This is a genomic window from Borborobacter arsenicus, assembly GCF_003934165.1.
GTDB classification, from domain to species: Bacteria; Pseudomonadota; Alphaproteobacteria; order Rhizobiales; family Rhizobiaceae; genus Pseudaminobacter; species Pseudaminobacter arsenicus.
In genome coordinates, this window is record NZ_RKST01000001.1 from 45976 (window position 1) to 66510 (window position 20535).

21 protein-coding genes are annotated in these 20535 nt (G+C 60.0%); 6 read left to right on the forward strand and 15 right to left on the reverse strand.

The features are described 5' to 3' along the window. Positions 1–34: 34 nt before the first annotated feature. The 9 genes from bamA to EET67_RS07935 all read right to left on the reverse strand — a co-directional run bounded on the left by bamA (position 35) and on the right by EET67_RS07935 (position 9912). On the reverse strand, positions 35–2428 hold the full coding sequence (bamA, locus tag EET67_RS07895; RefSeq protein ID WP_128625623.1) for an outer membrane protein assembly factor BamA: 2394 nt from the start codon (positions 2426–2428) through the stop codon (positions 35–37). A gap of 217 nt (positions 2429–2645) precedes the next feature. Beyond that, on the reverse strand, positions 2646–3785 hold the full coding sequence (gene rseP, locus EET67_RS07900) for an RIP metalloprotease RseP (protein WP_165899827.1): 1140 nt from the start codon (positions 3783–3785) through the stop codon (positions 2646–2648). A gap of 124 nt (positions 3786–3909) precedes the next feature. Next, positions 3910–4725: a phosphatidate cytidylyltransferase gene (locus EET67_RS07905; RefSeq protein WP_128625624.1), complete on the reverse strand. Its 816-nt coding sequence runs from the start codon at positions 4723–4725 to the stop codon at positions 3910–3912. Then, complete coding sequence (locus tag EET67_RS07910) at positions 4722–5441, reverse strand: isoprenyl transferase (RefSeq protein WP_128625625.1); 720 nt, start codon at positions 5439–5441, stop codon at positions 4722–4724. Before EET67_RS07910 ends, EET67_RS07905 begins: the two co-directional genes overlap by 4 nt. Before the next feature lie 37 nt (positions 5442–5478). After that, positions 5479–6039 (reverse strand): ribosome recycling factor, encoded by a 561-nt coding sequence (gene frr, locus EET67_RS07915; protein WP_128625626.1) that lies wholly within the window; start codon positions 6037–6039, stop codon positions 5479–5481. 46 nt (positions 6040–6085) lie between these two features. Further along, positions 6086–6808, reverse strand: coding sequence for a UMP kinase (gene pyrH, locus EET67_RS07920; RefSeq protein ID WP_128625627.1), 723 nt, complete (start codon positions 6806–6808; stop codon positions 6086–6088). Positions 6809–7028: 220 nt separating this feature from the next. Continuing rightward, positions 7029–7952 carry a translation elongation factor Ts gene (tsf, locus tag EET67_RS07925; protein ID WP_128625628.1) on the reverse strand — a complete coding sequence of 308 codons (924 nt, stop codon included), beginning with the start codon at positions 7950–7952 and terminating at the stop codon, positions 7029–7031. Positions 7953–8077: 125 nt separating this feature from the next. Next, the gene (rpsB, locus tag EET67_RS07930; RefSeq protein ID WP_128625629.1) at positions 8078–8860 is read right to left on the reverse strand and encodes a 30S ribosomal protein S2; all 783 of its coding nucleotides are present in this window, start codon (positions 8858–8860) and stop codon (positions 8078–8080) included. 224 nt (positions 8861–9084) lie between these two features. Then, on the reverse strand, positions 9085–9912 hold the full coding sequence (locus tag EET67_RS07935) for a cell envelope integrity EipB family protein (protein WP_128625630.1): 828 nt from the start codon (positions 9910–9912) through the stop codon (positions 9085–9087). 145 nt (positions 9913–10057) lie between these two features. Here EET67_RS07935 and EET67_RS07940 point away from each other — a divergent pair, with 145 nt between their 5' ends. The 3 genes from EET67_RS07940 to EET67_RS07950 are packed head-to-tail and all read left to right on the forward strand — an operon-like array spanning position 10058 to position 12526. Then, positions 10058–10522, forward strand: coding sequence for a RidA family protein (locus tag EET67_RS07940; protein WP_128625631.1), 465 nt, complete (start codon positions 10058–10060; stop codon positions 10520–10522). Positions 10523–10530: 8 nt separating this feature from the next. Next, entirely contained in the window at positions 10531–11259 is a 729-nt protein-coding gene (locus tag EET67_RS07945; protein ID WP_128625632.1) for a glycerophosphodiester phosphodiesterase, read from the forward strand. A 46-nt stretch (positions 11260–11305) separates the two neighbouring features. Next, positions 11306–12526 carry a GNAT family N-acetyltransferase gene (locus EET67_RS07950; protein ID WP_128625633.1) on the forward strand — a complete coding sequence of 407 codons (1221 nt, stop codon included), beginning with the start codon at positions 11306–11308 and terminating at the stop codon, positions 12524–12526. Here EET67_RS07950 and EET67_RS07955 read toward each other — a convergent pair. Continuing rightward, complete coding sequence (locus tag EET67_RS07955) at positions 12516–12851, reverse strand: DMT family transporter (protein ID WP_128625634.1); 336 nt, start codon at positions 12849–12851, stop codon at positions 12516–12518. The genes EET67_RS07950 and EET67_RS07955 overlap by 11 nt on opposite strands. Before the next feature lie 78 nt (positions 12852–12929). On the opposite strand from EET67_RS07955, the gene EET67_RS07960 reads away from it, so the two are divergent. Both EET67_RS07960 and EET67_RS07965 read left to right on the forward strand, forming a co-directional pair. Then, on the forward strand, positions 12930–13355 hold the full coding sequence (locus tag EET67_RS07960; protein ID WP_128625635.1) for an HIT family protein: 426 nt from the start codon (positions 12930–12932) through the stop codon (positions 13353–13355). A 44-nt stretch (positions 13356–13399) separates the two neighbouring features. After that, positions 13400–13819: a VOC family protein gene (locus EET67_RS07965; protein ID WP_128625636.1), complete on the forward strand. Its 420-nt coding sequence runs from the start codon at positions 13400–13402 to the stop codon at positions 13817–13819. Positions 13820–13980: 161 nt separating this feature from the next. Here the strand turns inward: EET67_RS07965 and clpA are convergent, their stop codons facing one another. From clpA to EET67_RS07980, 3 genes are all read right to left on the reverse strand, one after another. Further along, positions 13981–16440, reverse strand: a complete 2460-nt coding sequence (gene clpA / locus EET67_RS07970; RefSeq protein WP_128625637.1) for an ATP-dependent Clp protease ATP-binding subunit ClpA — start codon at positions 16438–16440, stop codon at positions 13981–13983. A gap of 8 nt (positions 16441–16448) precedes the next feature. Continuing rightward, positions 16449–16778, reverse strand: coding sequence for an ATP-dependent Clp protease adapter ClpS (clpS, locus tag EET67_RS07975; protein WP_165899853.1), 330 nt, complete (start codon positions 16776–16778; stop codon positions 16449–16451). A 265-nt stretch (positions 16779–17043) separates the two neighbouring features. Beyond that, a complete protein-coding gene (locus EET67_RS07980; RefSeq protein ID WP_128625638.1) occupies positions 17044–17373 on the reverse strand; it encodes a phasin family protein in 330 nt (109 codons plus the stop codon). 274 nt (positions 17374–17647) lie between these two features. Between EET67_RS07980 and EET67_RS07985 the strand changes: the two genes are divergently transcribed. Beyond that, complete coding sequence (locus EET67_RS07985; protein WP_425359516.1) at positions 17648–19009, forward strand: SPOR domain-containing protein; 1362 nt, start codon at positions 17648–17650, stop codon at positions 19007–19009. A gap of 43 nt (positions 19010–19052) precedes the next feature. Here the strand turns inward: EET67_RS07985 and EET67_RS07990 are convergent, their stop codons facing one another. Continuing rightward, positions 19053–19751, reverse strand: coding sequence for a DnaJ domain-containing protein (locus EET67_RS07990; protein ID WP_128625639.1), 699 nt, complete (start codon positions 19749–19751; stop codon positions 19053–19055). Beyond that, positions 19748–20485 carry a vWA domain-containing protein gene (locus tag EET67_RS07995; protein WP_128625640.1) on the reverse strand — a complete coding sequence of 246 codons (738 nt, stop codon included), beginning with the start codon at positions 20483–20485 and terminating at the stop codon, positions 19748–19750. Before EET67_RS07995 ends, EET67_RS07990 begins: the two co-directional genes overlap by 4 nt. Between the last annotated feature and the right edge of the window lie 50 nt (positions 20486–20535).

Below are 20535 nucleotides of genomic sequence, written 5' to 3' on the forward strand. Positions count from 1 at the left end.
GGCCCGCATGGCCCGGAAGTCTCACCCGCTCAAATCAGAAGCGGGTCGAAATGCCGAAGTTGAAATTCTGCTCGACGTCGGAATCTTCCTTGACCACAGGCACGGCATAGTCGACGCGCAGCGGACCGAACGGCGACTGCCAGATCAGGCCTGCACCGACCGACGCACGCCATTCCATGTCGGTTCCGGCAACCGTGAGGGTGCCAGTTCTTTCGATCTTGTTTCCGTACAAGGTTGCCGCATCCGCGAACACCGCACCCTTCAGGCCGAAGCTTTCCGGAACGACCGGGAACGGGAACTGGGCTTCCACCGAGGCATTGAAATAGGTGGTGCCGCCGAGATGATCGCCAGTAGCCGGATCAAAGGGGCCGATGCCATCATATTCGAAGCCGCGGATTATGCGCTCATTGTTCTTGAAGTGATCGAAGATGCGCAGATTATTATCGCCGAAACCGGCAATGTGACCGCCACCGATACTGACCAGCCCGACAACATCCAATTCATCGGACAGTGTATGATAGTAGCTGCTCCGCCCGGTGAGCTTGACGAATTCCGCATCGCCACCCAAGCCTGCAACTTCCGTAGTGAAAGTCGCATAGATGCCGGCATGCGGATTCTTCATGTCGTCAATGGTATTGTAGAGAACCGTCCCCGACACCGATGACTTAACCCAAGGACTCTCTCTAACACCCTCTTGAATCGCCTGTGACACGTCGCAGACCGGAGTTGGAGGCGTGCCTGATTCATCAACCAGTCCATTGCCGTCCGCATCGCAATGCTCGCGCAAACTGTACTTCTCCTGCGTGTAGTTATACGCAAGCTGCGTCGATACGGATTCAGTGATCGGCAGACCGAAACGGACCGTAGCACCGTTCAGTTCGCTCTCATATTTATCCAGCGTGCGTGTCTGGCGGTAGATATCGAAACCGGCCGAGATACGCCGCCCGAGGAAGTAAGGCTCCGTGAACGACACCATGAAGTCGCGCGAGTCCTTACCGCCGCCGGCAGACACGCGGATGAACTGGCCACGGCCAAGGAAGTTGCGCTCGGTAATCGAAGCTTCCACCGAGGGTCCAGGGGTTTGGCCGCCGCTGGTATAGCCGGCACCGATTGAGAACTCGCCGGTCGACTTTTCGACGACATCGACCACAAGGACAACCTGATCCGGCTCCGAGCCGGGAGCCGTCGCAATCTCGACGCGATCGAAGAAGCCAAGATTCTCAAGCCGCTTCTTGGCGCGCTGGATCAGAACCTGGTTGAAGGCATCGCCTTCGCTGACATCGAATTCGCGGCGGATGACATAGTCGCGCGTGCGCGCATTGCCACGGATCTCGATGCGCTGGACATAGGTCTTGGCGCCCTGGTCGATGGTGTAAACCACCGAGATGGTGTGGCTTTCGAAGTTGCGGTCGCCGCGCGGCGTGACCTGGGCGAAAGCATAGCCCTTGCCGGCCACTTCTTCCGTCAAGGCGATGATGGAATCCTCGACATCCTTGGCGCTATAGGCCGCGCCCGTCTTGGTCTCGACCAGCGACTGGAGTTCCGTGGTGTTGACCTCGGGGATCGAAGTCTCGATCGAGACATCGCCGAAAGTATATTTGTCGCCCTCCTCGACCGTGATCGTCACGGTGTAGGAATTGGACGCCTCATCCAGTTCACCAAAGGCGGAAACGACGCGGAAATCCGCATAGCCGCGATTGTAATAGAAGCGGCGAAGCGCCTCCTCGTCAGCGCGCAGACGCTGCTCGTCATAGATGTCGTCACGCGTCAGCAGGGACAGGATCGTCGACTTCTTGGTCGTGATCACATCCGAAAGGCGCCGGTCGCCGAACGCGTTGTTGCCGACGAAATTGACATCGGCGATCTTGGTGCGCTCGCCTTCATTGACCTCGAACACGACATTGACGCGGTTTTCGCCCAGATCCATCGTGCGGGCGTTGACCGTGGCGTCGTTGCGGCCGATGCGCCGATAAGCCTCGCGAATTGCTTCGGCGTCGGCTTCCATCGTCGCGGTCGAGAATGCACCGCGCGGCTTCAACTGCACTGCGCTCGACAGCGCCGCGTCCTTGATCTTCTTATTGCCCTGGAACAGGACCTGGTTGACGACCTGCAACTCTGAGACCTGCACGACGAGCGTCGAGCCGACCTGATTGATGCGAACGTCGGAAAACAGACCGGTGGCAAAAAGCCGCTTCACGGCCTCATCGACATCAGCACTCGAAAAAGACCTGCCGGGGCTTATTCCGACATGCTCGCGAATCGTGGATGCCTCGACACGCTGGTTGCCCCGCACATCGATGCTGCTGACGGTTGCCGCCGACGCGGCCGACACGCCTGCAAGCTGAATAGCAAGCGCGCCCGGCACAGCCAAGGAAGCGGAAAGGGCCACCGCGGACGCGGCGCTCAGAAAACTCGATGCTGCCTTCATAGGGCTATGTAACCTTTTCTCGAAGTCCCCACGGCGAGAAAACCGGACGTGCGGCTAATTTCCCATACCGTATTAACCGGATTTTCCTTACACGCAAGGCTTCTGGTTAATTTGCATTTACTTAGACCAATCGCGTGGCATTAGCGTCACGCATATCGCGGCTGATGGTAAACGCAGTCTCAATCCTCACAGCGTTGCGGTGATTTTCTTAATGATTTCAGCACCCAAATAGATCGTTCCAGAAAACGAATCCCATAAAGGCAAGCACGAGGAACATACCAGCCCGATAGGCAATATCCATCATCCGTTCCGACAGCGGCCGGCGCATCACCGCCTCCACCCCATAGAAGACCAGGTGCCCGCCATCCAGCGGCGGAATCGGCAGCAGATTGAGGAAGCCGATTCCGACCGACAGCAGCGCCACAAGCTGCACCACCCACTCGAAACCGAGCTTTGCGGCCTTACCGGCCATGTCGGCAATCTTGACCGGGCCTCCCAACTGGCACTTGTCTTCGCGCCCGACGACAAAGCGCTGCAGGAATTCACCGGTACGCATGATGATATGGCCGGTCTCGCTCACGGCCTCTACAAGCGCACCTGCCGGGCTGTAGGTAACCTGGCGCGGCTGGCCGAGCGCTTCATTGTTGATGACCCCGATCACACCGACCTTGACGGTGTTTCCCAGCGCATCCTGCTGCTCCATGATTTCAGGCGTGGCGTTGAGGATGATCTCGGCGCCATTGCGCTCCATGACGAAGGTGATCGGATCGCCTGCACGGCCGGAGACAAGGCGCTGCACATCCGAGAAGGTTTCGACCGGCGTTCCATCGACGCTGATAAAACGGTCGCCCGGCTCGAATCCGGCAAGGGCGGCGGGGCTTTCGGCGCGCACCTCCGCGACCATCGGGTCGGAAACGAAGCGGCCATAGACCGAAAACATCACGGCAAAGACCGCGATGGTCAAAAGAAAGTTGAACAGCGGCCCGGCAAAGACGGTCGCCGCGCGCTTCCAGACCGGCTGGGTGTGGAAGGCATGCTTGCGCTCGGCTTCGGTCAGCTTTTGCGTCGCCTCCGAATCAGGAGAACTGGTGACGCTCATGTCGCCGAGGAATTTGACGTAGCCCCCCAGCGGGATGGCCGAGAGCTTCCAGCGCGTGCCATGGCGATCGTTGAAGCCGAAAATTTCGGGGCCGAAACCGACCGAGAAGGCCTGCACGCCGATGCCGCACCAGCGGCCGACCAGGTAATGCCCCATCTCGTGGACAAACACGACGACGGTCAGGACAAACAGGAACGGTATGATGGTGCCTATGAGCAGGCTGTCCATGCCGAACATCGCGGAAAGAATCTCGCTCAAATCAAGCCCTCAACCTGTCCACGTGCTCAGCGAAGAGCGCGCCGACAATACTGCTTCAACCTCGACAAATCCAAGACATCCAAGCCGCCGGACCCCGGCACGCCGCGGTTACTATGCGCCCGGATCATGCCGGAAACAGCCCATGCGCCGGGTGATCCATCCCGCCAAGGGTCATGCAAATCACGTAAAGGGCAAGGGCTGCCGCGACAAGTCCGTCGACACGGTCCATCACGCCACCGTGACCGGGGATGAGGTTGCCGGAATCCTTCACGCCATGCCGACGCTTGACCCAGGATTCGAAGAGATCGCCGATCTGCGAGACGATGGACAGGAAAAGCGCCACGCCAACCATCAATGGCAGGCCGGTGCTGCCTGACGCGGCCGCGACCGCAAGCCCCGCAACCATGCCGCCGACCGTACCGCCGATCGCTCCGCTCCAGGTCTTGCCCGGCGAAATGGATGGCGCCAGCTTCGGCCCGCCAACAGCCTTACCCACGAAATAGGCGAGGATATCGGTTGCCCAGACAACAGCAAAAAGAAACAGGATGGCAACCAGGCCGGAACTGTCGCTATCGCGCAGAAAGGCCACTGAGAGGGCCGAGAGCCCGGCATAGGCAAGGCCGGCGCTCGTCCATGCGCCCTGCCCGCGAACCAGGCCGGAGACGACTGATACGATCAAGGCCAGGCCGAAGACGGCAAGGACCGCCGGCGCCGAATAGCCCGCAACGAGCGCAACCAGGACCACCGCGAGAAAAGCGGCTATGAGCCATTGAAAGGACGCGTTGGCTGCCGTGCGCGCCATGGCGCACCATTCGAAGAAAACCGCTGCCGCGATGGCCGCAGACAGGATACGGAACGGCAGGCCGCCAAGCCATGTCAGGCCAAGCACGACCACCGCCAGCACCAATGCGGAAATGACCCGAAGCTGGAGGTTGCTCAAGATGCGACGCCTTGCGCGGTCAGCCCGCCAAACCTGCGGTCTCGCGCCGAAAACTGCCGAAGTGCATCGGCAAAATGTTCCTTGGTGAAGTCCGGCCAGTAGCAAGGAAGGAACACAAGCTCGCTATAGGCAGCCTGCCAGAGCAGGAAATTCGACAGCCGCACCTCGCCGCTGGTGCGGATGACCAGGTCGGGATCGGGGATTTCACTGGTGTCGAGAGCGGCCGTGACATGGTCGACGCTGATCTCGTCGACATCGATCTTTCCGGAGACGGCGTCGGCCGCGATCCGGCGGGCGGCACGCGCGATCTCGTCACGCCCGCCGTAATTGAAGGCGATGACGAGGTTGGTCTCGCGATTGTTGATGGTAAGTGCTTCCGCCTCCTCGAGCAGCGCGGCGATGTCAGGCTCAAGGCCGGAACGCTCACCGATGATGCGCACGCGCACGCCGTTCTGGTGAAGCTCGGCCAGATCGCGCCTGATGAATATCTTGAGCAGACCCATCAGATCGCTGACTTCGGATTTGGGGCGCGACCAATTCTCGGACGAAAAGGCGTAGACAGTGAGCCAGGAAATACCGAACTCGCCGGCCGCCCTGACCGTCTGGCGCAAAGCCTCGACCCCGGCGCGATGGCCGGCAACGCGCGGCAGGCCGCGCGCCTTCGCCCAGCGGCCATTTCCGTCCATGATGATCGCGACATGCGCAGGCGTTGTCATCGCTTCGCTTTCGGGCCGCCGGCTTACCGACAAGGTGTCAAACCTGCATGATTTCGGTTTCTTTTCCGTTCAACAGGCTATCGATCGTGCTGATCGTATCGTCGGTGAGCTTCTGCAGCTTGTCGGACTGGACGCGCTGGTCGTCCTCGCTGATGTCGCCATCCTTCTGCGCCTTCTTCAGCGTATCCATGCCGTCGCGGCGGACATGGCGCACGGCAACGCGCGCGTTTTCGGCATAGCCATGCGCAATCTTGACCAGTTCCTTGCGGCGCTCCTCAGTAAGCTCAGGCAGCGGAATGCGCAGCGTCGTGCCATCCATGATCGGGTTGAAGCCCAGATTGGATTCGCGAATAGCCCGGTCGACGGCACCAACCATCGACTTGTCCCAAACGGAAACCGAAATCATCCGGGGCTCAGGCACGGACACGGTCGCGACCTGCGTGATCGGCATAGCCGTACCATAGGCCTGGACCTGGATCGGATCGAGCAGGTTGCTCGACGCGCGACCGGTCCGGAGCGATGCAAGGTCGTGCTTGAAGGCGCTGACGGCACCATCCATGCGCCGCTGAATGTCGTTGAAATCTGCCCCGTTGTTCATAATTTTGTCTCCTTGGCTCGTGGACGTTCAAGGCCGTTCATGCCGATCATGCGTCTGCGACGATCGTGCAGCGGCCGCCGCCTTTGAGAATATCCCCGAAACCGCCCTGCTCATGGATCGAATAGACGATTATCGGAATGTTGTTTTCGCGTGCAAGGGCAATTGCAGCGGTATCCATGATCGTCAGCCCTTGCGCAATGACCTCGTCATGGCTGATGCGGTCATATCTCGTCGCCGTCGGGTCCTTCTTCGGATCGGCCGAATAGACGCCATCGACCTGGGTGCCCTTGAAAAGCGCGTCGGCGCCAATCTCGGCCGCCCGCAACGCCGCTGCCGAATCCGTGGTGAAGAATGGATTTCCGGTGCCCCCGGCAAAGATCACCACCTTGCCCGCATTCATGTAGGCAGTGGCCTGGCGCTGCGAGAAGCTTTCGCACAGTTCGGGCATTGCGATGGCCGACAGAACCACGGCATCGACGCCGAGCTTCACCAGCGAGGTGCGCAGCGCGAGCGAGTTGATGACGGTCGCCAGCATGCCCATATGGTCGCCGGTCACCCGGTCGCCACCCTTGGATGCAACCGCCACCCCGCGGAAGATATTGCCGCCACCGATGACAACGGCCACCTCGACGCCGAGCGCCCTTGCCTCGGCAATGTCGGAGGCGATGCGGTCGACGACCGAGACATCGATGCCGAAATGCTGCTCGCCCATCAACGCCTCGCCCGATGCCTTCAGCAGAACACGCCGATAGAGGGGTTTGGCCGTCATATTTTCCTCGTCTGGTCTTGCCCGCACTGTTCCAGCCGAGCGTATGCCGGGATTGCGCTACAGTATGCCGCCCGCGCTATTTCCTGGGCATGGTCTTTTTTTCCGAAAACCGGCTCCCGCTTTTCGGGACCACGCCCCAGCGGGATTGCGATACACGAAGGGCACCGCGTTGTCACGCGATGCCCTGTTCATAAAACGCGAAGAACAGCTTGATGCTGCGTTACTTTTTAGCCGCCGCGGCAACCTCTGCCGCAAAATCGGTCTCTTCCTTTTCGATACCCTCGCCGAGCGCATAACGCAGGAAGGCGGTGATCTTCGCCGGAGCGCCGATTTCCTTCTCCGCTTCCTTGAGGGCAGCCTCGACCGTCACGTCCGGATTGATGACGAAAGCCTGCTTGAGAAGGACGACCTCCTCGTAGAACTTGCGCATCCGGCCTTCGACCATCTTTTCGATGATATTTTCAGGCTTGCCCGATTCCCGGGCTTGCTCGGAGAAGATAGCCTTTTCACGAGCGACAGCGGTCGGATCGACCTGCTCTGCGGTCAGTGCCAGCGGATTGGTGGCAGCAACATGCATGGCGACCTGCCGGGCAAAGGCACGGGCAGCATCGGCGTTGCCTGTCGTCTCGATGGCGACCAGCACACCAAGCTTGCCGAGATTGTCGGCAACCGCATTATGAACATAGGTCGCAACCGCACCGGACGACACCGACAGCTTGGCCGAGCGACGGAAAGCGAGGTTTTCGCCGATCGTGCCGACGGCATCCTTGATGGCGTCGACAACGGTCTTGTCGGTGCCGGGATAGTTTGCTGCAGCAACGGCCTCGGTGGAACCGTCGCTCTCAAGCGCGACCTTGGCAACGTTGCGGACGATTTCCTGGAACCCTTCGGCACGGGCCACGAAGTCCGTTTCCGAATTCACTTCGACAAGGACAGCGCTGGTTGCGTCACCGGCTGCGCCGACCAGACCTTCGGCCGCCGTACGTCCGGCCTTCTTGTCGGCCTTGGCAATGCCCTTGGCACGCAGCCAGTCAACGGCGGCTTCCATGTCGCCATTGGTTTCGGCAAGCGCTGCCTTGCAATCCATCATGCCCGCGCCGGTCATGTCGCGGAGCTGTTTTACCTGTGCTGCTGAAATGCTCATCTTGGCCTCTTTGTATCAAATGCGTTGGCGCACCACCCCGATTATCGGTGATGCGCCTGACGCCGGCACGACATGGCGTGCCAAATCAAAAGAAAATGAAAGCCGCATTTGCGGCCTTCGCGCTATCAGGCTTCTGGAGCGGTCTCGGCCGGCGCTTCCAGGATCACCGGCTCGAAGGGCGCTTCTTCCGCAGCACCGATGTCCACACCCAGAGCACCCTGCTGGCGCGCAATGCCGTCAATGGCGGCCTTGGCGATCAGATCGCAATAAAGCTGGATCGCGCGTGCGGCATCGTCGTTACCCGGAATCGGGAAGTCGACCTTGTCCGGATCGCAGTTGGAATCGACGATCGCCACGACCGGAATACCCAGACGCTTCGCCTCGAGGATGGCAATCGCTTCCTTGTTGGTGTCGATGACGAACATCAGGTCAGGCGTCGAGCCCATGTCCTTGATACCGCCGAGCGCCTTGTCGAGCTTTTCGCGCTCGCGCTCAAGGTTCAGACGCTCCTTCTTGGTGAAGCCGAGGGCCTCGCCCGCCAGCAGCTCATCGAGCTTGCGCAGACGCTGGATCGAATTGGAGATCGTCTTCCAATTGGTCAGCATGCCGCCCAACCAGCGCGAATTGACGTAGTACTGCGCCGAACGCTGCGCGGCATCGGCAACGATTTCGGAAGCCTGACGCTTGGTGCCGACGAACAGCACGCGGCCACCACGGGCAACGGTGTCGGACACCTGCTTCAACGCCTGATGCAGAAGCGGCACCGTCTGGCTGAGGTCGATGATGTGGATGTTGTTGCGCGCGCCATAGATGTAGGGCGCCATCTTCGGGTTCCAGCGATGGGTCTGGTGGCCGAAGTGAATACCAGCTTCCAAAAGCTGGCGCATGCTGAAATCAGGCAGAGCCATTCTCTATTTCCTTTCCGGTTAACCTCCACGGACACTTGACGGCTTTGAGAAAACCGGAACGAAAGGCTTGCGCTTCTCGGGGTTTTATCTGACCGCCACCGGAGGTTTCAGCCGGATTTCTCCCGGGCAGACACCAAAGTCCGTGTGTGGAATGCCGGCGCATATAAAGGCTATACCGGCTTTTGGCAAGCGCGCCCGCCATGGGCGCGACAAGACAGCCTGCTCTACCGCTCGCATTTTTCCTTCGGCGCGGGAAACAGCGCCAGATTGACGAGCTTTCCGGTCATCGAAAAATCGCCATAGTCCATGACCAGGTCGCGCGTCAGGCCATTTTCGTGCAGCTTGAAGGCAATCCGGTATTCCGGCACCTCTTCGCCGCCATCGGTGTTTTCATCGAAATAGGCGATGTCCACCGGCCAGTATTTTTGGGTGGCAAGGTCCTTCAGCGCTGACAATTCCGGATCGCTCTTTTGTGCGTCGGACTTCTTGCCAACGACGACGGTCGTCGTCATCACCTTGTCGGCATCCTCGGAACCGTCAAACAGATTGGTTTCGTAGAAAGTCTCGCCGCTATTGGCCTTGTTGATCAGTTCGACCAGGTGCTGGGTCGGAAATTGCGTCGCCGGAAGCTCCAGGCTGTTCTTTTCCGGCTTGTCGATCTCGACCCTCAGCCCATCCTTTTCACGGGTCGCCGTGCCCTTGACTTCGCGATCCAGCGTCTGGTCGACAAAGGATTTCGTCACGAAGCTGAACGTCTTGCCTTCGGCATCCTCGAAAGTGGTGGTCTGCTGGTCGGTCACGCGCGAGTTCTCGCCCGTATCGATCTGCGTCACGAAGCGGAACTTGACCGTATAGCCCTCACAGGCCGAGCCGTTGAACTCATAGACCATGCGACCGGCGATGCCGGTGATTCCCGAATTGTCCGATGCCTTGTCGAGAACCAGATCATACACGGCCCGATGTGGCGCAAGCGGCGTCACGGCAAAAGCCGGGACAGCAGCGAAGGCCGGTGATGCGAGAAGGGCAAGCAGGGCAAGGCGCGATACGCGCATGAGACGCTCCAGTCGGCGTGGCCACGTTTTGCCACATTCACATTAAAGTGGGCCACTTTAAAAAAAGTCATGGCGGAAGCGAGGCAAAAATAGCAGTTTGCGCTCGAACAACCGACCACCTCACATGAAGACATAGGAAAACAAGATGGGCGACACAATCGAAAAGCGGCTCCAGAGCATGGGCATCAATCTGCCGGAAGCGGCAGCGCCAGCGGCCAACTACGTGCCTTTCGTGCGCACCGGAAATCTGCTCTACCCCTCCGGCCAATTGCCTATGAAGGACGGCAAGCTGCACATTACAGGCTTGCTCGGCCGCGACATCGACACCGCCACCGGCAAGGAAGCCGCAAAGCTGTGTGCGATCAATGTGTTGGCACAGGCAAAGGCAGCGTTGGGTGATCTGGAAAAAATCGCCCGTCTGGTGAAGATCACCATTTATGTCGCCTCCGCACCGGATTTCACGGAACAGCATCTGGTCGGCAACGGCGCCTCCGATTTCTTTGCCGACGTGTTGGGCGAGCGCGGCAAACATGCGCGCGTCGCCGTTGGCATGGCAGCACTGCCGCTCAATGCCGCCGTCGAGGTCGAAGCGATCATCGAGGTTGCCTGAGGCACGCCATGGCCGACCTTTCCTGGCTGACCGCGCAGCCGATCGCGCATCGCGGTTACCACGATCTCAACAAGACGGTGTGGGAAAACACGCTGTCGGCCTTTAGCCTCGCTGTCGAGCGAGGCTATGCCATCGAATGCGATGTGCATCTTTCGTCCGATGGCGTACCCATTGTATTTCATGACCACTCGCTCGAGCGGCTGGCCGGGCAGGATGGCTATATCTGGCAGCGAACCGCTGCCGAGCTTGCTGCGCTCAGCATCGGCGGCACGGCCGACCATGCGCCTTCGCTGCGAGAATTGCTCGACCTCGTGGGCGGGCGCGTACCGCTGGTGATCGAGCTGAAGGGCACTCCCGGACGGGATGAGGGCCTGGTGGAGCGGGTGTGCGAAACGTTGCGCGCCTATCCTGGCAAGGCCGCAATCATGTCCTTCGACCACTGGCTGATCCGGCAATTTCCTGCCCATGCCGGCGACATTCCAACCGGACTGACCGCCTATGGCACCAGGGATCAGGACATCGAGGCGCATTTCTCGATGCTGGCGCATGGCATTTCCTTCGTCTCCTACCATGTTGCGGACCTTCCCAACCGCTTTGTCGGCTTCGTTCGCGAAAATTTGAACATGCCGGTGATCACCTGGACGGTTCGGGACCAGGCCTCCGTGAAGGCGACTTTTGCCCATGCCGATCAGATGACTTTCGAGGGCTTCGAGCCACAGGCGCGCTTGACCGCGTAGGCCGCCGCCTCTTGCGCGCCACAACCAGCGGCGTATCTAAGACGTCATGGACAGCAGAAGCGATGGCGGCGGGAAACAGACGGATGGCGAATACGCCATCCGTATCGTGCCGACCCTTGGCGGCTTCACCAAAGCCGAGTGGAGCAGTTTCTCAGGCACATCGCGCGATAGTTCGGCTTCTCCATATAACCCGTTTATCTCATTTGACTTTTTGAGCATCCTTGAAGAGTCCGGCTGCGCTGTCAGGCGCACCGGCTGGCAGGCACATCATCTGCGGTTGGATGCATCCGACGGAACAGTGCTTGGCGCCGTGCCCTGCTATGTCAAATCGCACAGCCAGGGCGAATATGTCTTCGACCATGGCTGGGCCGATGCCTTCGAGCGCGCTGGCGGACGCTATTATCCAAAGCTGCAGGTTTCCGTGCCGTTCACTCCGGCGACCGGGCCGCGGCTTCTGGTCAATCGCTCGGCCAATGAGGAAGCGGTCAAAACCGCCCTCGCCTCCGGATTAAAAATGGCGACCGACCAGCTTGGCGTTTCCTCGGCTCACGTCACCTTCGCCGAGCATGCAGACATGTCGGCATTGCAGCAGGCCGGCTTCCTGCATCGGACCGACCAGCAATTCCATTTCTTCAACGAGGGCTATTCCACCTATGACGATTTTCTCGCCACGCTCGCCTCTCGCAAGCGCAAGGCGCTGAAGAAGGAGCGGCGCGAAGCACTCGCTGCCGGCATCTCTATCGACTGGCTGACGGGCTCTGACCTCACCGAGCGTGTCTGGGACGATTTCTTCGCCTTCTACATGGACACCGGCAGCCGCAAATGGGGCCGACCCTATCTCGACCGGACCTTCTTCTCGCTAATCGGCGAGCGCATGGCCGGCGACATCCTGCTGGTCATGGCCAGGCGCGGCGGTCGCTACATCGCCGGCGCCATCAATTTCATCGGCTCGCAAACGCTGTTCGGCCGTAACTGGGGCTGCATCGAGGACCACCCCTTCCTGCATTTCGAGGTCTGCTACCACCAGGCAATCGATTTTGCGATCCACAAGGGCCTGAAGGTGGTGGAGGCCGGCGCACAGGGCGAACACAAGCTCGCGCGCGGATACCGGCCGGTGACGACGCATTCCGCCCACTACATTGCGCATCCGGGCCTGAGGAATGCCGTCGCCGACTATCTTGCGCGCGAGCGGAGCGAGGTCGCGCAGATCGGCGAATATCTCGACGAGCGCACCCCGTTCCGCAAAGGCTCCGGGCTCAATGAATGAGCGTTTTTGAAAACAGGTTTATGATCATCACCCCCGCCATGATGAACCCCATGCCGATCAGCGCAGGCAGGTCGAGCGCCTGGCGGAACCAGACCCAACCGATCATGGTGATGAATATGATGCCCGCGCCGCACCAGATGGCATAGACCACGCCCACCGGCATGGTGCGCAGCGTCAGAGAGAGGAAATAGAAAGCCAGGGCATAACCCACAATCGCGACCAGCGAAGGGATCAGCCGGGTGAAGCCATATGTTTCCTTGAGCGCGGTGGTAGCGACGACCTCGAACAGAATGGCGACAAGCAGATAAACATAGTTCCAATACATATAAACCCCTCGGCTCTTGATTCGGCACCGACCCTTCGAGGACTATGGGGTAAGCGTGAAAATGGCGAGAGGCAGATTATGGCTTATGACGATACCAATGTGTTTGCGAAGATCCTGCGCGGCGAATTGCCCGCCCACAAGCTCTATGAGGATGACGATACATTCGTCATGATGGACATCATGCCGCGCGGCGACGGCCACTGCCTGGTCATCCCCAAAAAGCCATCCCGCAACATATTCGATGTCGAACAAGAAAGCCTCGCAGCCGTCATGCGCACGGTGCAGAAACTGTCGCGCGCGGTAATGAAGGCCTTCCAGGCCGACGGCGTTACGATCCAGCAATTCAACGAGCAGGCAGGAGGCCAGGTGGTGTTTCACCTGCATGTGCATGTGTTGCCGCGCTTTGAAGGCGTGGCGCTCAAACCGCACACGGGCGCTATAGAAAAGCCGGAGGTGCTTGCCGCCAATGCCGAAAAGATCCGCGCAGCGCTGGCCGGCGAATGAACGCCCCCTAAATTGAACGGGTGCGAAACGCAGGGAGTGACGCAATGCAGCAGCAAATCTCGGTTATCACGCTGGGCATCGCCGACCTTCCCCGGTCACGGCGCTTTTATGTGGAGGGCTTTGGCTGGGCACCCGTATTCGAGAATGAGGAAGTCGTCTTCTACCAGATGAACGGCCTGATGCTGGGGACCTGGCTGGAGAGCGCCCTGTCGGCGGATATGGGACGCAAGCTGGCGAGGCCGGGAGCGTTCGCCCTCGCCCACAACGTGCCCACCCGTGACGACGTTAAACCGGCGATGGACCAGCTCGTCGCGGCCGGTGGCAGCCTGCTCAGGGCGCCGGTCGCGCCGCCTCATGGCGGCTATAACGGCTATATTGCCGACCCAGATGGCCACGCCTGGGAAATCGCCTGGAACCCGGCCTGGACCATAAGCCCTGAAGGTTTTGTGACATTCGGCACATAGAGCAACGGGCATCCTGACGGATGCACAACCGTTGCTCTATCTATTTGTTTAGCCGCATTTCCGGACGCAAAACCGTTTCACACTTTTGCTGGAAATGCTCTAAGAAAAACCGCCGGCCAGATGGCCGGCGGTTTCTTAATCTTGCAATCGTTCGGGACTGATCAGCCCTTGCGCGGCAGTTGCGGCACGAGGCTGCGCTTGGCTCCATCCTTGCCCTTAGGCTTCTGCGCCGCGGGCTTCTTTGCAGCGGCTTTGCGTGCAGCCGGCTTCTTGGCCGCGGGCTTTCTGGCCTCTTCCTTTTTCGGCTTGACCGGCACCTCGTCGGCCAGGGCCTCAAGCTTCAGGCCGCTTTCGCCCGCCTCGTTCGTCTCCAGCGTCACGCGCACGGTGCCGCCCTTCTTGAGTTTGCCGAACAGCACCTCTTCAGCCAGCGGCTTCTTGATGTGCTCCTGGATCACCCGGCCAAGCGGCCGCGCGCCCATGCGCTCGTCATAGCCTTTCTCGGCAAGCCAGGCGATCGCTTCCGGCGACAGGTCGAAGGTGACGCCACGCTCCGAAAGCTGGGCCTCCAGCTGCATGACGAATTTCTGCACCACCTGATGCACCACCGGCACCGGCAGCGAGCCGAACGGAATGATCGCATCGAGACGGTTGCGGAACTCAGGCGAGAACAGCCGGTTGATCGCCTCCATGTCGTCGCCTTCGCGCTTGGACGAGCCGAAGCCGATGGCCGCCCTGGCCATGTCGGAAGCGCCCGCATTCGTCGTCATGATCAGGATGACGTTGCGGAAGTCGATCTGCTTGCCGTTGTGGTCGGTCAGCTTGCCGTGGTCCATGACCTGCAACAGGATATTGAACAGGTCCGGATGCGCCTTCTCGACCTCGTCGAGCAAGAGCACGCAATGCGGATGCTGGTCGACACCGTCGGTCAGCAGGCCGCCCTGGTCGAAGCCAACATAGCCCGGAGGCGCGCCGATCAGACGGCTGACCGTGTGGCGTTCCATATATTCGGACATGTCGAAGCGCAGCAGTTCGACACCGAGCGAAGCGGCAAGTTGCTTTGCCACCTCTGTCTTGCCGACGCCGGTCGGGCCAGAGAACAGGTAGGAACCGATCGGCTTTTCAGGCTCGCGCAGGCCCGCCCGCGCCAGCTTGATCGCCGAGGACAATGCGGTGATGGCCGTATCCTGTCCATAGACCACTCGGCGCAGTTCCGTTTCCAGACCAGCCAGAACCTGCTCATCATCGGCAGAAACCGTCTTGGGCGGAATGCGCGCCATGGTGGCGATGGTCGCCTCGATCTCCTTGATGCCGATCGTCTTCTTGCGCCTTGTTTCGGGCAACAGCATCTGCGAGGCGCCGGTCTCGTCGATAACATCGATCGCCTTGTCCGGCAGCTTGCGGTCGCTGATGTAGCGCGCCGACAGCTCCACCGCCGCCTTGATGGCGTCGTTGGTGTATTTCACCTTGTGGAACTGCTCATAGTAAGGCTTGAGGCCTTTCATGATCTCGATGGCGTCATCGACCGTCGGCTCGTTGACGTCGATCTTCTGGAACCGGCGCACCAGCGCGCGATCCTTTTCGAAGAACTGGCGGAATTCCTTGTAGGTGGTCGAGCCGATGCAGCGGATCGAGCCGGAAGAAAGCGCCGGCTTGAGCAGGTTCGACGCATCCATGGCGCCGCCAGAGGTGGCGCCGGCACCGATCACCGTGTGAATCTCGTCGATGAACAGCACCGCGCCCGGATATTCTTCCAGTTCCTTGACGACCTGCTTCAAACGCTCCTCGAAATCGCCGCGATAGCGGGTGCCCGCCAAAAGCGTGCCCATGTCGAGCGCAAAGATGGTCGCGTCAGCCAGCACGTCCGGCACATCGCCCTCGACGATGCGCTTGGCCAAGCCCTCCGCGATGGCGGTCTTGCCGACGCCGGGATCGCCGACATAAAGCGGGTTGTTCTTGGAACGGCGGCACAGCACCTGAATGGTCCGATTGATCTCGGACTCGCGCCCGATCAGCGGATCGATCTTGCCCGCCCGCGCCTTCTTGTTGAGATCGACGCAATAGGCCGTCAGCGCATCCTGCTGCTTTTTCTTGCCGTTATCCTCCGAAGAATCGCTGCCGCCCTGAGCGCCGGACTGGTCGTCCTCGGCGCCGCGCGGCGTCCTCGATTCGCCGGCACCCGGCCGCTTGGCGATGCCGTGCGAGATATAGTTGACCGCGTCGTAACGGGTCATCTGCTGTTCCTGCAGGAAATAGGCGGCATGGCTCTCGCGCTCGGCAAAGATAGCGACGAGCACATTTGCGCCCGAAACCTCATCGCGCCCGGAAGACTGGACATGAATGACCGCGCGCTGGATGACCCGCTGGAAACCGGCCGTCGGCTTGGAATCCTCGTCATAGCCGGTGACCAGATTATCGAGTTCGGTGTCGATATAAGTGAGGACCGTGTGCTTCAGGTCATCGAGATCGACATTGCATGCCCGCATGACGGCGGCGGCTTCCGCATCGTCGATCAATGCGAGCAGGAGATGTTCCAGCGTCGCATATTCATGATGGCGCTCATTGGCGAAGGTCAACGCCTGATGAAGCGCTTTTTCCAGGCCCTGGGAGAAAGCCGGCATTCAATACCTCATTTCTTCTCCATCACGCATTGCAGCGGATGTTGATTCTGGCGGGCGAAATCCATGACCTGAGACACTTTGGTCTCGGCCACCTCAAATGTATAGACCCCGCATTCACCGACGCCGTGATTGTGAACGTGCAGCATGATGCGAGTCGCCGATTCCCGATCCTTCTGGAAAAACCGCTCCAGGATATGGATGACGAATTCCATCGGCGTGTAGTCGTCATTGAGGATCAGGACCCGATAAAGACTTGGCTTCTTCGTCCTCGTCTTGGTTCGTGTAATGACGGCCGTGCCCCGGCCCGGACCATTGTCCCGACCTGCGCCGTTCTGCATGCGTGCCACTCGCATTTCCGTGGCTTCCCCGCCTTTCGTCACAAACACCATGCCTTTCGTCGGATCCTCACCCGAAGCTCGAATGTAGGTAGTCGATATTGGATTTTAAGCCCTTCTCGCACGGTGACAATACGCACCGCGGCGAGTGCCGGATGATTTCCGTTAATCGTGAACGCGGCCATGGTCCGGCTGCATACGAAAAACCCGGCTGCGCAGGGCAACCGGGTTTCAAATAAGCCGCAGGGGGCTCGATTGGTTCAGGAAGTTACTTCGACTTGGCGATGACCGATTCGAACGGGGTATAGGCTTCCTTGGCAAGATCGGCATAGAGCTCGCCGAGCTTGGTCGCCTCGGCCACGAAACCCTCATAGGACTTGCGGGCATAATCGGTTTGGATTTCAAGCGCCTTCTCAAGCGAGCCGGCCGACAAAACCTTCTCCAGCGCGGCAGTGCCGGCTTCGAACGACTTCTTGGTGTATTCGGTGGTTTCCACCGCAATGGCCTGGGCGCTCTTCGACACTGAAGCAAAGCTCTTCAGGCTGGTGTCGACGAATTCCTTGTTGAATTTGCTCGCATTCTCGAATGATTGCAGCATATGCGCGTTTCCCTTTCGACGTATTGACGGTCGCGGTACGGATTTGTGCGATGCATCTATCTATTGTGCGACGCACAAAAAGTCAATTCGGAAATGCCCTTGCGGAAGCCGCAGGCCGCCGTCGCAAATCTAAATTCATTCTAAAGGTCGAATAAAAAAGTGAACGTCCTGGTTACCATAAACGGATTGGTAACGCGGCACGCCTAGTGTCGGGGAATGTGAGGCTGGTGCCTTTGCCGCCTCGAACGGAACAAAAATCTCAAAGGGTGTGGCGGTGCGTCAGGCGTTAGCAGGCATTTTCCTTGGCAAAATATTTTGCGCAAAAACGGTGGTCGCCGGCATCATTGCCGTGGCGATGAGTATTGCCGCTACGGGATCGTCGGCTGCGAACTCGAAATATGCAGCGATCGTAATCGATGCCAACACCGGCAAGACGCTGTTTTCCGCAAACGCGGACTCGCGGCGCTATCCGGCCTCGCTGACCAAGATGATGACGCTCTACCTGACGTTCGAAGCGCTGTCGCGTGGCAAGATCACCAAGGAAACTCGCGTACCCATTTCCGCGCAGGCGGCCGCGGAGCCGCCGACCAAGCTGGGTGTCAAGGCCGGCGGGTCGATCACCGTCGAGACGGCAATCTATGGTCTGGTGACCAAGTCTGCGAATGATGCGGCCACCGCCCTGGGCGAAATGCTTGGCGGGTCGCAGGACCAGTTTGCCCGCATGATGACGGCCAAGGCGCGCAGCCTGGGCATGAACGGCACCGTATTCCGCAACGCGCACGGCCTGCCCAATACCGGCCAGTTCACCACCGCTCGCGACATGGCCACGCTGGGCATCGCGCTCAAGGAACACTACCCGCAATATTACGGTTATTTCTCTACCCGCTCCTTTACCTTCGGCCGTACCCGCATGCCCAATCACAACCGGCTGCTCGGGCGCGTGAAGGGCGTTGACGGCATCAAGACCGGCTACACCCGCGCTTCCGGTTTCAACCTCGCGTCCTCCGTCTCGGACGGCAATCGCCGTATCGTCGCGGTGGTGATGGGTGGAACCAGCGGTGCCAGCCGCGATAACCACATGGTGGAGCTGATCAAGAAATACCTTCCCAAGGCCTCCACCAGGGGCAAGAGCGAACCTTTGGTCGCCAGCGCAGGGGGCACGTCGTTCAACGTCCTCAATAAGCTGTTGCTGCCCAAGAAAGACGCTCCCACCCCGGATCAGCGGCCTGATACCGACGCGGCGGTTGCCGAAGTCGAAGACTCCGTCTTCGTTTCTGAAGCATCCGTGCAGGCCTATGCCAACCCGACGCCGCGGCCACAAATCAACATCGAGCAGAAGATCGCCCCTCAGGAGAAGGTCGATCCTGTCAGCACCGCTTCTCTGAACAAGTCCGGCTGGGTCGTCCAGGTCGCCTCCTCGCCCAGCCGCGCGGAAGCGCAGGCCTTTCTGGAGACGGCTTCCAAGCAGGCGCCGGCGGTCCTGGCGAATGCATCCGGATTCACCGTGCAGTTCGAGAAAGGCGGCGTCACCTATCACCGGGCACGGTTCGGTGGCTTTGAATCCAAATCCGCTGCCTGGGATGCCTGCGCGGCGCTGAAGAAGCAGAAAATCTCCTGTTACGCCGTCCAGAACTAGGCGGTGTCAGAAATCTCCCCGGTTTGTTTTGCGTCGAAGGAGACTAGTCGTGATTGGTGAGCAGGACGTCCTTGGCTTCGTTGATACGCGCCGCAAGGAAAGACGTGCCTCCGAGATCGGGGTGCAGGCGTTGCATCAGGCGGCGGTGCGCCTTGCGGATATCCGCCGCGGAGGCCCCCGCTTCAAGACCAAGGATCTTGTAAGCCTCCTCCTCAGTCATGGCGCCAGAACCTGGCGAAACTCCCTGCCTGTCGCTACGTTGCGCATCAAAGTCTTCGCGCCAGACGGGAAACCGGCCATCAAGATACGTCTCTAGCAGCTGCCGGCTTTCCGGATCGCCGGAAAGATCGATATAGAGTTCCCGCAATTCAGGCAGCGTCATATTTCCAAGCGTCTTTTGAACGTGGCGTCCGGCAAGGACCAGCCCTTCCAACTTGCCGCTGTCGTGGTCTAGTTCCATCTCCAGCGCTGCCGTGCGTACGGTCGAATGCTTTCCGGGTGTCTTGCCCCGTCTTGATCTGCGCACTCGTGCGGACGTGTACCAGGCCAGTGCCGCCGAGATCAGCATGCCGCCGATCCCTGCCCGCCCGAGAAGCAGAAGCCCGACACCGAGCAAGCCAACCAGCACGGGACCTATCAGGCGCGCATTGCTAGCAAGCCTGGCCGGGTCTGCTCTCAGCAGCACCATCGCCGCCAGCACGAGCAGGATGAGCACACCCAGGCCACCGAGGAGGACTGTCATCGGTTTCCACCCCCTCGCAAATGCTCGATCATCAGGAGGTCTTCGGCACGGCCTCGCGCGCTGAGCGCCTTGAGGCCGCCGGTGGCGAAAACGGCAACCGCAGACAGGAGTTTTGCCAGGGTCGTGGCAGCGTTGCGGTCGAACCGGAACCACGCGCCCCTGGAAAGACGCGCCAGTTCCTTGAAGGCGGCTTCGGCGACAGGATCGCGACCTTCCTGAAAAACGAAGATCGGCACGCCACGCAATCCGAGATTTCCTGCCTTGGCGGCAAGCTCGTCGACGTCTTCCTCCATGGCGTCGCCGATATAGACCAGCGCTCCAATCTTGCCGCGCTCGACTTCCTTCAGCGCATGCGACAGGACCTTGCCGATCTGCGTATAGCCGCCATGGCATTCAATGCGCGTCATCAACGCTTTCAAAGAAGCCGTGTCGGCGACGAATTTCGAGGCCCGGCATTCGCCTAGCCCGCGAAAATAGACCAGTTGCACATTGAGCGAAGAGGCACTTCGCACCGCGTCGAACATTTCCGCCTGCAGACTGCAGGCCAAATCCCAGGTCGGCTGACGGCTCATCGTAGCGTCAAGGGCAAGGATCAGCCGCCCGGCCCCGCCCTGTCTGGCCGCACCCACCGAACGCGCCTGCCGGACAAACGCATCAATGTCCTGCGTGCTCGACCGTGGCGAAGACGGAGGAGCCTTCTTCTCGACCCGGACCGGTGGCTTCTCGTTACTCATCTACCGAGAACATGTGGCCTGCCGATCAAGCTTGCAAGTGCTGTTGCGCT